The organism is Desulfogranum japonicum DSM 18378, assembly GCF_000429945.1.
Lineage (GTDB): Bacteria > Desulfobacterota > Desulfobulbia > Desulfobulbales > Desulfobulbaceae > Desulfogranum > Desulfogranum japonicum.
The window spans coordinates 197,720-211,397 of sequence record NZ_AUCV01000004.1; the positions used below are offsets into that span (position 1 = coordinate 197,720).

Sequence of the window (13,678 nt, forward strand, 5' to 3'; positions counted from 1 at the left end):
TGAAAAATCGGAAAAATACTTCTAACAAGCAAACACTAATTTCATATAAGGAGAAATGACTAAATATTTTTCTCCATTTTTACAAGATCTTACTGATAAGAATACCTTTCATGCTTCTATGCTAATTTTTACGCAATTCTGCCCCTCCTCTTCATAGCCAAAACAAATATTTCACCTTTCTACAGTCTTTTGCGGCTTCTTCTATTATCTATTTTGTTGAACATCACGGTTGCCATATAATGCAAATATAGATGGCAATCACCCATAATTCATTTATATGAGGTAACTGATGCTCAAGATACTCGTTGTTGACGATGACGCTGCAAATTGCCTCTTACTCCGCGCCCATCTTGAAAATTACGGAAAATCGGAAATAGCAGATAATGGAGAGGAAGCACTCGAAGCAGTCAAACATTCGCTAGACATTGGTGAACCTTACGATCTCATATGTTTAGACATCATGATGCCTATGATGGATGGCAATGAAACATTGCGCAATATCCGAGACATGGAAGAAGATGCGAAAAACTCCGGGATTTCTCAATCTCCCTCAAAAATTATCATGACCACTGCTTTAGGTGATATCAAAACTGTCTTTGAATCCTATGACAATCTGTGTGACGCCTATCTGCAGAAGCCTATAAAAAAGGCAGCTCTGCTGAAAGCGCTGGTAGAGTTGAAGCTCATTCACAATGCCAACAAACCACAGACAAAATAACGTATGGGTCGCGGAAAATAATAAATATCCAAAAATTGCGTAGGTTACCGAGTTGAGTAACAAGCAAGCTCTGCATAAGGAAAGTATAAATGCCTGGACTGCTCAAAGGGATCGTTATTCACCTGTTCATTACGCTGCTGTATTGTATGACTCCCATTTCACCTGCAGTTGGCATGGACCGTTTTGATATCGTTACGTCATCCGAACTGCACAATTTACTGCTTAAGCGTAATCAGGGGGAAACAGACTTTATCCTTGTCAACACTCTGGACACCATAATTGCCCGTCACCACACCATTCCAGGCTCAATTAATATTCCCTGGAGCGACATCAATCGCCATGCTTCACTTCTTGGAAAGGATAAACACAAACCAATCATCACCTACTGCATGGGGTATCGCTGAGTATTCTCCTACAAGGTGGCAGTTGCCATTAAGGCTTTGGGGTTTTCCAATATCCGAATTTATAACGGGGGGATAAAGGACTGGAAAAAAAACGACTTTCCCCTGGAAAGCGAGGCACCTCTGCCAGAAACGGAAGTATCCTTTATCGAAGCCAAAGCTTTATATGCATTACTCAAGGAGTTCCAACATCGCGACTGCAGGGATATAAACGGAGACCCACTGCTCACCCTGCTCGATCTCAGAAATGACAACATCCTGCAAAAGGATACACCTCCGCCGGTGATTAAAACCACCTGTAAGGTTACCACATATCTTCTTGATGATCTCCTGGACGAAAAGACACGAGATAACCTGCCACGTAAAGGTATGATGGTAGTTGTCACTGAGACAGGCAACAGAGATGAATTTGCCATCCGCTACCTTTCTCAATATGGGTTTACTGCCATCAAGGGACTTAAGTTCGGTATGCGTGGCTGGATAAAACAAAGGTACCCCACTCGCTGATTATGTTCTCCAAATCTCTTAAATATTCACTGCTGTTCATTGTTTTTGCGATCACCCTGCAACTGATCATGAATCTTGTTGATTCGTATCTGCAATACAAAAAGCAGGAAATGGGGGCAAAAAATCTCGCGTGTTACCAGGTGGAACATACTTTTATGACAACCCTGGTCCTTGAAGGAGATGCTGAACTCAGCCCTTCCGTTCAAAATACGGTGCTGGAAAGGTATCGGCAAACCATTCGACAAAATACAGACTCGCAACTCGGTCTGGAAGAATCCCTCCTGCATCAACGCATCCGGATAAATTCTGAACTGAGCAACCTGCGGCAGGAACAGCAGTCCCTCTATTCCAGACTCAATACGATCCTACCTGAACTTGCCGGGAGTGTGAGCTATATCCACAGGCATCATATCGCCTATTTAAAAAACCTTGAGGAACGGGACAGCGACATTTTCAGGCCTGATGCTCAACTTCCGAATAAACAGGATATCGATCAACCTGCTGTTGAATTGAATATTATCTCTGCCGCCATAGATATTCAGCAAAGCATGCTGAATATAGTGGAAATATTTACCCGTTTGCAGAGAGGGCATTCCCCCAGAAAAATTCATAACGATTTTACCCATTCCATTCATCAGTTCTACAAAGCAACCAACACGTTTGAAGAGCTTTCCCTGGATGCCCAAGATGGATTACTTGTGGAAAAACTTCTCCTGAACGGGAGAACATTTGAACAGAGTTTCAAAAGATTTTTGGACCTTGAGGTGTTCATTCAACGGGAGATGGAAAACCTTGCGTGGAACCGACAGGAACTGATGAACAACCTGCAAGCAGTAAAAACAGACATCAAAGAAAATACGAATCGATTTTCTCTGCTTGTCAGGTATATACGGATCGCCACCTTATGTATAAATTTCCTGATAGTGATCATCCTGTTCACCATTGCCAGAAAGATTATCAGGGATCTGAAAAGAGTTGTCCTGGAAACAAGTAAAATAGAAGAGGACCACAGCTACCGCATAACTCCGCGAAAAAAGGAATACGCGGAATTCTCCCATATTTTCAACTCACTCAACAAGATGGGCTGCACCATCGCAGGTACAATAGAAGAGTTGGACGAATCCCGGAACATGTTGGAAGAGCAGGTGGCCGCCAGAACCGCAGACCTCCACCGGGCTAACAGGAAACTTACTGCAGAAATTGAAGAAAGGGTCAAAAACGAGTCTGAACGCCAGGAACTGGAAGAGCGCCTGAGCAGAGCTGAAAAAATGGAAGCCCTGGGCATGCTTGCCGGTGGAGTAGCTCACGATCTGAACAATCTGCTTTCCGGAATTGTCAGTTATCCTGAGCTGCTGTTAATGAACCTGCCTGAGGATCACAGTTTTCGAAAACCTCTTCAGAAAATCATGACATCAGGAGAACAGGCTGCCATTATCGTGGAAGATCTCCTGACCATGGCACGCAGAGGAGTTGCCAAGCAAAAAATCATAAACATCCACAACCTGATAGAAGAATTTCAGGATAGCCATGAATTCAGCAACATTCAGACACAACACCCACAGGTTGCCTTTGAGTTTCATCTTCAAGCCGCCATCCCGACCATGATTGGCTCCAAGGTTCATCTGACCAAAGCGCTTACCAACCTTGTCAGCAATGCAGCTGAGGCCATCACCAAAAATGGTATTGTGGAGATCTGCACATCCGACGAATACATAGACACGGTGTTTAAAAGTTATGACCAGGTAAAAGAGGGAGAATACATCAGGCTGCGGGTGAAGGATAACGGCTTAGGCATACCTGATGAAAACCTGGAAAAAATATTCGAACCTTTTTTTACAACCAAATCCATGGGAAGAAGCGGTTCCGGCCTGGGGATGGCTGTTGTCTGGGGTACAGTGAAAGATCACAACGGGTATATAAACGTTGTGAGCGATACAGCGGCAGGTACCACGTTTGATCTGTATTTTCCTTTACAGCGATTCTCCGTGGAAGAAAAAACAACGCACGTCGACCTTGACCTGCTGAAAGCCAAAGGTGAAAAGGTCCTGGTTATTGATGATGTCAAGGAGCAACGACAAATCGCCACGCTTCTGCTTGAAGAACTGGGATATGAAGCAGTCGCAGTGGAAAGTGGTGAAATGGCAGTAGCCTATCTCCGTGAACATACAGTGGATATCCTGCTGCTGGACATGATTATGGAACCAGGTATGGACGGACTTGCTACCTATCGTGAAATATGCAGATATAATCCCAGGCAAAAAGCCATCATTGTCAGCGGTTTTTCAGAAAGTGCCAAGGTTGTGGAAGCACAACGTCTCGGAGCAGGCGCCTATATTAAAAAACCCTACTCCATTGCAGCTATTGCTGCAGCCTTACGCCAGGAATTGGATGAGTAATGAAAAAAACACCTGTAATTATCCATTTCAATCCTTGTCTCCCTGCTAAACGTGCTATACTTACAGCAAAACGATCTGCTTGTTATCTCATATTGACAGGGAGTTCAAAGGACCGTGCTGCTACAACTGCAAAAGGACCGGAAGCATCTCATAATTTGGTGCATAGCTGCATTCATCTGTTGGACAGTGTTCCAGATTGGGGTGCTCCATTTCTACAAGGGGAGTGAATGGCAGATCATTACCCTGTTGGGTGAAGAACTTGGCCGCTCCATCCTGGAAAAGGATCTCACCTACAGAGCCTGGAACTCGGGCTACGGAGGCGTTTATGTCCCCATTGGCGAAAAAGCCAAGCCCAATCCATACCTTAACCACCCCCACAAAATAGTAACTACCAGTAACGGGCAATCTCTGACCCTTATCAATCCGGCTTATATGACCCGCCAAGTACATCAGCTTGGCATGGAAATGTTCAATACCCCCGGACACCTCACCAGCCTTAAACTCATACGCCCTGAAAATGCGCCCACCCCCTGGGAAGCAGTTGCCTTGAACACTTTTGAAAAAGGGATGAACTTTTTCTCCGAGGCAGTTGAAATCGACAACACCCCGTATCTCAGGGTTATGCTGCCGGTCTACACTCGCCACTCCTGCCTTGCATGCCACGCAGAGCAAGGGTACAAGCTCGGCGATGTCAGGGGAGGCATCAGCACCACGGTCTCATTGGGCAAAGTAAGCAAAGCCATAGAAGAAGGCGCATATAATCATACGGTATTCCATCTTCTGACATATTTTGCCGGCCTGATAGCGCTTGCCATCTTTTTTCAGCAAAGTCGCAAGCAATTGGCAGCAAGAACAGCCGTGGAAACAGAACGAGAAGTGCTTATCGCTGACCTGCAGAACGCCCTTGATGAGATCAAAACCCTCAGAGAAATACTGCCCATCTGCATGCACTGTAAAAAGATTCGGGACGATCAAGGCTACTGGAGCCAGATGGAAGCCTATCTGCATAAACATGCAGATCTGAAATTCAGCCATGGAATATGTCCGGAATGTCAGAGAACGCTATATCCTGAACTCAACGATGAAGAAACATCTTAGAAAATTTTGTATTTTCCCGGGCTATTGTAATGTAGCTGCGTACAGGTGAACTCGATAAGGGATATCCCCCTATAGAAGCTGCATTGCAATCACCCACCAACCTGCAACGTTGCATATTCTCTCAGACATGATGAATGATAGCAGGAAGACACATTCTTTCACCCATACTGCTCCTGTGACCTCGGTCTTTTACAGGCTTATGATTCCACTATGCCTGATTGTATTCCTGTTGGTAAGTGGTTTTTCAGTCGCCCTGCTTTTAACCTATCAGCATGGAAAAGAGCAATTCATCAAACAGATGATGGCTGACGTGGAGGGGAGCCTGGAGGTGACCATTAAAAGAGGTGCGACCTCCCTTTCTGCTCTCAGCGAACTTCTGCTTCGAGAACCCGGCCTCAAAACTGCACTGCAGGAGCAGGACAGAGACCAGCTCCAAGCCCTATTCACTCCCATCTTTAACAAAACGCTTAGCAAATATTCTGTTACTCACCTGTATTTCCACCAAGTTGACCAGGCGATTCTATTACGCATCCACAAACCGGAAATGCAGGCAGGAGCCATTGAAAGGGCAACACTTGCAAATGCTGAAAAAAGCGGACAGGCATGGAATGTGGAACTGGATGCCGGTGGAACGCTTTCCCTGCGGGTTGTTACACCTGTATATGCCAATGACAACCTAGTAGGATACATGGAACTCGCCCAGGAAATATATCCCTTCTTACAACTGCTGCACACAAGATTGCATGTAGATATGGCTGTGACAGTGAACAAACAACTCCTGCAACGTGAACTGTGGGAACAAAGCAAGCAACAGGCCATGAATAGGTACAGTTGGGATCGTTACGACGACAGGGTTCTTGTGTATGCCTCCCGTCCCTATCTGGCAACGCAACTGGATGCATTGTTCGAGAAAGGACATGTACAACGGTCTAATCAAATATTTAGAACAAAAACAGCAGATTCGCGAGATTTGCAAATATTCTCACACCCTTTCCAAGATACAAAAAAAAATACAATTGCTGACATTTTCGTCTTTTACGACAATACAGCCACCCAGAAAGCATTTACCCTTCTCATATACCAAATTGCGGCTATGGCCACCCTCCTGTTGGGATTCCTTGTTGCTCTCTTCACCCTTCTCTTACGAAGGACAGACCGGCACATTTCAGACCAGCAGAGCCAACTTGCGGAAAATGAACGTCTGCAAAGATCGATTTTGGAGGCTCTGGACCATTCCGGGCTCTATCTCATGGTTGTTGGTGCGCAATACAAAATTAAATATATGAGCAATGGGATGATGCAGGATTTTGGAAATCTGGTCGGCCAAACATGTTACCGTGCCATAACAGGTAAAAATGCTCCTCCGGCAAGTTGCCCGCTCAGTAAGGTGTTGGAAACAGGACTGGTCCTGCACCACGAATGCACGTTGCCTGACAAACGTTCTTTCAGCATGATAGCCGTTCCCTACACGGACATAGACGGCACTCTCTGCAAGCTGGAAATCATGCGCGAAACCACTGAACAGAAAAAGATGGAAGAGAGGCAGCAGGCTCTGGAAAAAGAATTGCAGCGCAGCAAAAAAATGGAAGCCATTGGGCTTCTGGCTGGCGGAGTTGCACATGACCTCAACAACATTCTGGCCGGTGTTGTAGGGTATCCGGAGATGATCCTTGAAGACCTGCCGGAAGAGAGTGAATTACGCCAACCACTGCTTGAAATTCAGGATTCAGGAATCAGAGCCGCCGCGGTGGTGGCAGACATGCTGACACTTACCAGGGGAGCGGCTATTGCCAAGACTTCCCATGATCTTCATACATTGGTGCAGAACCATCTGCAATCTCTGGAGTATATCGAACTCGCTGCCCGCCATCCGAATATAACACTGTATCTTGAACTACATGCAGAGCAGGCTACCATCCTCTGTTCTGCAATTCATATCAGTAAAACCCTGTACAATCTTCTCAGCAATGCCATGGAAGCCATGGCAAACGATCAGGGAAAAGTGATTATCTCAAGCGAGAATCAAATCATTGATGAGGAACGTGCCGATACACAGGTCATGCAAACGGGCACATGGGTTGTGCTCAGTGTACGCGATACAGGACCCGGCATGGATGAAAAACACATGGATCATATTTTTGAACCATTTTACACGCTCAAAGAAATGGGCCGCAGCGGTACAGGATTGGGACTGAGTATTGTCTGGAATACGATGAAGGACCATAACGGAAAGGTTGAAGTTGAAAATACCGGACAAGGAACCTGCTTCAGATTGTTCTTCCCGACCTGCGACACAACCGGGGCCCCTTGTGAGCCGGAAAACAAAGAGCAAAATATCAGGGGAAACGGAGAGCATATTCTAATCATCGACGACGAATCCCAGCTGCGCAAACTTGCAACCAAGATGTTGAAAAACCTGGGATATACAGTAGACTCCGTATCTTCTGGAGAAGAAGCACTGCGTTTTCTCAAAGACCAGCCTGTTGACCTGATAATTCTTGATATGCTTATGGAACCGGGGATGGATGGACGCCAGACCTATGGGGAGATTCTTAACCTTCATCCTGGTCAAAAGGCGATCATTGCCAGCGGCTTTTCCGAAAGTGACGATATACGTGCAGTCCTGCACATGGGTGCCTCCGGCTTTACCCAGAAGCCATATTCCATAACACAACTTGGTCTGGCTGTGAAAAACGCCCTTTCATCATAAATACACGTATCTTCAGCTATGGGTGATTATCTTTTCCTGTTCCCGTTTCAGCATGCATTGTTGACAACATATTACGCTGCATGTATTGCAAATATGCATCCATAAATACAAGTACAGTGCATTGCAAAACATGGTTGTGAGAACTCCTGGCAGGTATCTGTATACACTTGACAACCCCAGATTTCATGGTATGACCTGTTTGAAAATCAATCAGGAGATAGCCCATGCGCACAATAACCTCCCTTTCACATCTGTTGCTGCTCAGCCTGTTGCTCATTTTTGGTGGATGTGCCGGATTCAACCACATAAGTGAACCACCAACCATTACTGTAGCCAATGTGCAGATTCAGGAAATCAAGGCCATGGAAAGCACCTTTCTCCTGGAATTACGCGTGCTCAATTTCAATGATTCCCCCCTGGAAATCAAAGGTCTTCAGTGCGATCTGGATATTGACGATCGTCCTTTTGCGCGTGGGATAACCAACCAGGAAATCACAGTACCTTCTTTTGGTTCAGCCCTGGTCCCTGTTCAGGTTTACGCATCCATGTTTGAAATGATTTCCTCAGTGGCAGAAATCATCGGGAACACCCAGCAATCAGCAAGCAGCTCCGCCCCTTTGAATTACCGGTTGAGCGGCAAGGTCCGCATAGACGGGGCCGGAATATTGAAAACCTTACCATTTACCAGTGAAGGTGAATTGTCTTTCAACAAAGCAGCTGCAACAAGATAGTGCTATCCACAAAATAACGTTTGGCACATGGTAACCGGTTACAACTACCAGGAACTTTCAAGTTTATCCGTTTCCCTCATGAGTAGTTACGGCATATGCTGAAAAAAATGATTTCTGGAACATACCCATTTCACAAGGGAATATGATTTTCCCCGTAATGACAATTGAGAGTATTACCGGGAGCTCCCTCCCAGGCCATTTCCTGACGCTCACAAGATAACTGTTGACAAGCCCGATATCTGCAATAGAGTACGGGGCCTGCAAAAGCATTCAACCCTGAGGAGTGAATTGTGCTGAACCAAAAGCAGGGGAAGATTTTAGTTCAGCTTGCACGGCAGGAAATTGAGCAGCATTTACATATGGATGCAAGCAATCCTGTCTCGGAAGCAGACCTGAACGACCCTATTTTTTCCATCAAACACGGTGTTTTTGTAACTCTCCACAAGCGGGAAGCCTTGCGTGGCTGCATCGGCAGTTTACAGGGTTTTGAACCTTTGTGTGATGCGGTGCGACGGCATGCAATCAATGCAGCCTTTCATGACCACAGGTTTGAGCCGGTTTCGCCTGCCGAAGTTCCTTTACTGCATATTGAGGTATCCATCCTCAGCCCACCACAAAAGCTGGACTACTCCAGCGGACAGGAACTGCCTTCTCTGCTGACACCGCAGGAAGACGGTGTCATTATCCGCTCTGCAACCGGCCTGAGCGCAACGTTTCTCCCCCAGGTATGGAAACAACTGCCCCAACCTGAATTATTTTTAGGGCATCTCTGTCGAAAAGCTGGCCTGGCCGAGCACGCATGGCTCCATGATCAGCTTGAAGTTGAAACCTATCGCGTGCAATATTTTGAGGAATCCCGTCATACGGGATAGTATTTCATGGGTGAACTTTTTTTACCGCCTGAGCTTTCCTGCGAGATTGCTGAGATCTATGCAACAATGGCAGAAAGCTATGACCAGGTTGCCAAACAGATTTCCCTGACCTGTCAGGGTTGTCCCGATAACTGCTGTGACTCCTATTTTCAGCACTATACATACTGTGAATGGGCCTACCTTTGGGAAGGCATACGTAAACTCGACGACGATCAGCTCGACCATATCACGGCACAAGCCAAAGCCTATGTGCATGAAAGCACAGACCTGATAAGCAAACAGATACGACCACAAATTCCCTGTCCACTGCTCAGTGAGGAGGGATTGTGCGGTTTGTATGCCCACCGCCTGATGATATGCCGGACCCACGGGGTTCCTGCCACATTGACGCGTCCGGATGGACAACACATGCGCTTTCCCGGCTGTTTTCGCTGCCAGGAAATTGTCAAAGACCGTTATGCAGTAGAAGCCGACGCACCTGCCATGGAAAGGACCATTCTCTACCAGCGCCTGGCACAACTGGAATCACGGTTCCTCGGACACAAGCGCCACCTGTACCCCCGCATTAAAATGACCATAGCTGAAATGATTGTAAAAGGTCCTCCCCAGGATATTAAATCATGCATTAAAGGTCAGGAGGACTGTTTATGACACCTGGATTGGATACACTGGTGCAACAGATAATACGTGAAGATCTGCAACTGGATGCGGAGACTGCAAACAAGTTAGCTGTCCTGCCGGACAAAGAACCGCTGTTGCAAGCTGCAGATGCGGTCCGAAAACATTTTATGGGCAATCATTTTCATCTCTGCTCCATCATTAATGCACGCAGCGGCAACTGCACTGAAAATTGTCGGTTCTGTGCACAGTCAGCCAGACATCACACAGGTATTGATACCTACACCATGATTGAGCATGACGAGGCTATGACCATCGCCAAAGACAACGACCTCAACGGTGTGCACAGATTGTCTCTGGTGACTTCAGGCCGCAGTCTGAATGCTGAAACCCTGGAGCAGCTGATTTCCCTGTACAGGGATATTTCAGCTGTTACTGCCATGCAGTTATGTACTTCTGCCGGTATGCTCACCAAGGACATCGCGGATACACTTGTCACTGCCGGGGTATCCAGATACCATTGCAACCTGGAGGCAAACAAAGAGTATTTTCCCAAGGTCTGTACCACTCATACCTGGGAAGAAAAAGTCAATACCCTTGAAATTGCAAAAAAAGCAGGAATGACCCTTTGTTCTGGCGGTATCATAGGTATGGGTGAATCCATGGAGGACCGTATAGCCCTTGCCTTTGAACTGAGGGAACTTAACGTACTCTCCATCCCGATCAACATCCTGACTCCCATTCCCGGCACACCTCTGGAACAACTGGAGCCCCTTACGACAGAGGATGTCCTGACAGTGGTTGCCCTGTTCAGGCTGATCAATCCCCAGGCAGTCATCCGTATGGCAGGAGGACGACAACAACTGGGCAAGGATCAGTATCGCTGCTTTACGGCAGGAGCGAACGGAGCCATTGTTGGAAACTATCTGACTACAACCGGCTCAGGCATTGACGGTGACCTTGCCCAACTGGGAAAACTGGGATACACCTTTAAACAGGAAGCAGAATGATGTCAGCCGACCAGATGCTCGACTTTGACCGCAACCATCTCTGGCATCCTTACACCTCCATGACCAACCCTTTGCCTGTTTTTCCGGTCAGATCTGCCTCAGGCGTCACCATTGAACTCCAGGACGGCCGTCAACTCATTGATGGTATGTCTTCCTGGTGGTCTGTGATCCATGGCTATAGACACCCTGCCCTGGATGCAGCAGCAAAAAAACAGCTCGATTGCATGTCCCATGTCATGTTTGGAGGTTTAACCCATGAACCGGCTGTTCATCTTGGCCAACTCCTGGTTGAGATGTCTCCTCCCGGACTGGACAAGGTCTTTCTCTGCGACTCCGGTTCTGTCAGCGTGGAAGTCGCTTTAAAAATGGCCCTCCAGTATTGGCATGTATCCGGAAAGCCAGAGAAACACAGACTACTCACTATCCGTGGAGGGTATCATGGAGACACCTTTCACGCCATGTCTGTCTGCGACCCTGTCACCGGTATGCACACCCTGTTTGAACGTTCCCTGCCTAAGCAGCTGTTTGCTCCACGTCCCACCTGCCGTTTTGGGGAAGAATGGAACCCAGAGGATTTACAGGACATGGAGGAACTCCTTGCCCGGAACCACGAGGAAATAGCAGCTGTCATTGTTGAGCCCATTGTGCAGGGCGCCGGCGGGATGTGGTTTTATCACCCTGAGTATCTCAAAGGCTTACGGGCCCTCTGTGACAGGTATAATGTCCTGCTCATCTTTGATGAAATCGCCACGGGATTTGGCAGAACCGGCACCCTGTTTGCTGCTGAACATGCCGGTATCTCACCGGACATCATGTGCCTGGGAAAAGCCATAACAGGCGGATACATGACCCTGGCAGCAACCCTTGCCAGTGAAGATGTGGGGATCACCACGTCACAAGGTTCTCCAGGTGTCTTCATGCACGGCCCGACCTTCATGGGAAATCCCCTGGCCTGTGCCGTGGCTTGCGCATCGTTGCAGATTCTCCAGAGCGGAGCATGGAAAGAGCAGCTGAAAAACATTGAACAACAGTTGCAGGATGAACTTGCTCCGGCAAGGGAGATGGACACAGTCTCCGATGTTCGCGTACTTGGAGGTATCGGCGTCATTGAAACCAGGGAACCGGCCAACATGGCAAAAATGCAGCAATTCTTTGTGGAAAACGGTGTCTGGATTCGCCCCTTTGGCCGCTTGCTCTATATCATGCCACCCTATATAATACAGCCTGAAGAGTTACGTCAGCTGACATCTGTCATGGTTAAGGCAGCGGCTATCACCCCCTGAACCGTGTAGGCTGCGAATGTACAGCTTTTCTTACCAACAATGCTTGCTGAAAGTAGCATTCAGCGTTGCCGTAGTACTTACCGCAGAGTAACAGGGAGTACATTGTTTCCCCATAACAACAGAGAGAAGTCTCCATGCTAGCCCGCGAGGTTGTCAATAAATCCGTCTTACTGTTGCTGGTCCTGGGTATTTCAGCCCTGTTCCTCACCATGATCAGCCAGTTTCTCATGCCCCTGTTCATGGCCGGGCTTTTTTCAGCCATAGTTCATCCAACACACAGATGGTTGAGTCAAAAATTAGGCGGGCGGACCAATATCTCCGCCATAATTCTACTCATTGGCATTGTTGTACTGGTCATGGTTCCATTGACCATACTGATTGGCGTAGTGGTATCCCAGGCAATCAGTGTTGGCCAGTCAGTCACGCCCTGGGTACAGACATTCATCAACGAGCCAAGCGTTCTTACCCAGTATATAGCAAAAATTCCTTATGCGGAACATATCCTTCCGTACAGGGAAATGCTGATTGAAAAAGCCGGTCAGATTGTGGGCATTGTCACCACATTTTTGATAGATAACCTCAATTCGGGTGCCAAGCTCACGGTCAACGCCATATTCAGCACGGTCATCATGCTCTATACCATGTTCTATTTTCTGAATACGGGCAAGGTTCTGCTGGACAAAATTCTCTACTTTCTGCCCCTCCATGATCGTGATGAGCAACTCTTACTGAACCGTTTTACCTCTGTTACCACTGCAACCCTGAAAGGCACCCTGATTATCGGCATCATGCAGGGAACCATCTGTGGACTTGCTTTTGCTTTGGCTGGTATTCATGCCTCTGTTTTCTGGGGGACAGTCATGGCAGTGATGTCCATTGTCCCGGCATTCGGCACAGCCATTATCTGGTTGCCGGCATTGATCATTCTCGCCTTATCTGGAGATATTACAGGTGTCCTTATTCTTGCCATCCTGTGTGGTGCGGTTGCAGGCAACCTGGACAATGTCATCCGTCCCCGTCTGGTCGGTAAGGACACGGAAATGCATGACCTTTTTGTCCTGTTCGGTACCCTTGGCGGCATCACAATGTTCGGCATTCTGGGTATCATCATAGGCCCCATTGTTGCCGCACTCTTTATCTCTTTGTGGGAAATTTATGGCAAGGCTTTTCATGCCTATCTTCCAGAAGTCGGGGTAAGTCTGAAACACTCTTCAAATCAACCAGAATCAAATGAGGAACAAGGGAAAGGAGAACTACAGGAAAACCAGGAAGTTGTCAAAGACACCGATGATCCGAAAACCGAATGAAGCCTTTTATTTAGCGAAAGCAACTAC

General features: G+C 47.2%; 10 protein-coding genes and 1 pseudogene. All 11 read left to right on the forward strand.

Annotated elements, in window-relative coordinates; genetic code table 11:
* Window positions 1-289: 289 nt before the first annotated feature.
* Entirely contained in the window at window positions 290-718 is a 429-nt protein-coding gene (locus G493_RS27915) for a response regulator (protein WP_035273675.1), read from the forward strand.
* Between the two features lie 89 nt (window positions 719-807).
* Window positions 808-1,122 (forward strand): rhodanese-like domain-containing protein, encoded by a 315-nt coding sequence (locus G493_RS0105390; protein ID WP_028579556.1) that lies wholly within the window; start codon window positions 808-810, stop codon window positions 1,120-1,122.
* Window positions 1,123-1,137: 15 nt separating this feature from the next.
* Window positions 1,138-1,626, forward strand: a complete 489-nt coding sequence (locus G493_RS0105395) for a rhodanese-like domain-containing protein (RefSeq protein ID WP_028579557.1) — start codon at window positions 1,138-1,140, stop codon at window positions 1,624-1,626.
* A 2-nt stretch (window positions 1,627-1,628) separates the two neighbouring features.
* On the forward strand, window positions 1,629-4,022 hold the full coding sequence (locus G493_RS0105400; RefSeq protein WP_028579558.1) for a response regulator: 2,394 nt from the start codon (window positions 1,629-1,631) through the stop codon (window positions 4,020-4,022).
* Window positions 4,023-4,208: 186 nt separating this feature from the next.
* Entirely contained in the window at window positions 4,209-5,120 is a 912-nt protein-coding gene (locus G493_RS27920) for a Tll0287-like domain-containing protein (RefSeq protein ID WP_161629793.1), read from the forward strand.
* Window positions 5,121-5,319: 199 nt separating this feature from the next.
* Entirely contained in the window at window positions 5,320-7,830 is a 2,511-nt protein-coding gene (locus G493_RS0105410) for a response regulator (protein ID WP_161629794.1), read from the forward strand.
* Window positions 7,831-8,054: 224 nt separating this feature from the next.
* A complete protein-coding gene (locus tag G493_RS0105420; protein ID WP_028579562.1) occupies window positions 8,055-8,561 on the forward strand; it encodes an LEA type 2 family protein in 507 nt (168 codons plus the stop codon).
* A gap of 290 nt (window positions 8,562-8,851) precedes the next feature.
* Window positions 8,852-9,433 carry an AmmeMemoRadiSam system protein A gene (gene amrA, locus G493_RS0105430; protein WP_028579564.1) on the forward strand — a complete coding sequence of 194 codons (582 nt, stop codon included), beginning with the start codon at window positions 8,852-8,854 and terminating at the stop codon, window positions 9,431-9,433.
* Between the two features lie 6 nt (window positions 9,434-9,439).
* Window positions 9,440-10,084, forward strand: a complete 645-nt coding sequence (locus G493_RS0105435; RefSeq protein WP_028579565.1) for a YkgJ family cysteine cluster protein — start codon at window positions 9,440-9,442, stop codon at window positions 10,082-10,084.
* Window positions 10,081-12,344: pseudogene (gene bioA / locus G493_RS34790) on the forward strand (adenosylmethionine--8-amino-7-oxononanoate transaminase). Before G493_RS0105435 ends, bioA begins: the two are co-directional and overlap by 4 nt.
* 134 nt (window positions 12,345-12,478) lie before the next feature.
* Window positions 12,479-13,651, forward strand: a complete 1,173-nt coding sequence (locus G493_RS27925) for an AI-2E family transporter (RefSeq protein WP_084813435.1) — start codon at window positions 12,479-12,481, stop codon at window positions 13,649-13,651.
* Window positions 13,652-13,678: the final 27 nt, after the last annotated feature.

Excerpts from the sequence above, each read along its gene's own strand:
- G493_RS0105435 (WP_028579565.1), top strand. The coding sequence starts at position 9,440 with ATGGGTGAACTTTTTTTACCGCCTGAGCTTTCCTGCGAGATTGCTGAG.
- G493_RS27915 (WP_035273675.1), top strand. The coding sequence starts at position 290 with ATGCTCAAGATACTCGTTGTTGACGATGACGCTGCAAATTGCCTCTTA.
- G493_RS27925 (WP_084813435.1), top strand. The coding sequence starts at position 12,479 with ATGCTAGCCCGCGAGGTTGTCAATAAATCCGTCTTACTGTTGCTGGTC.
- G493_RS0105420 (WP_028579562.1), top strand. The coding sequence starts at position 8,055 with ATGCGCACAATAACCTCCCTTTCACATCTGTTGCTGCTCAGCCTGTTG.
- G493_RS0105400 (WP_028579558.1), top strand. The coding sequence starts at position 1,629 with ATGTTCTCCAAATCTCTTAAATATTCACTGCTGTTCATTGTTTTTGCG.
- G493_RS0105390 (WP_028579556.1), top strand. The coding sequence starts at position 808 with ATGCCTGGACTGCTCAAAGGGATCGTTATTCACCTGTTCATTACGCTG.
- G493_RS0105410 (WP_161629794.1), top strand. The coding sequence starts at position 5,320 with ATGATTCCACTATGCCTGATTGTATTCCTGTTGGTAAGTGGTTTTTCA.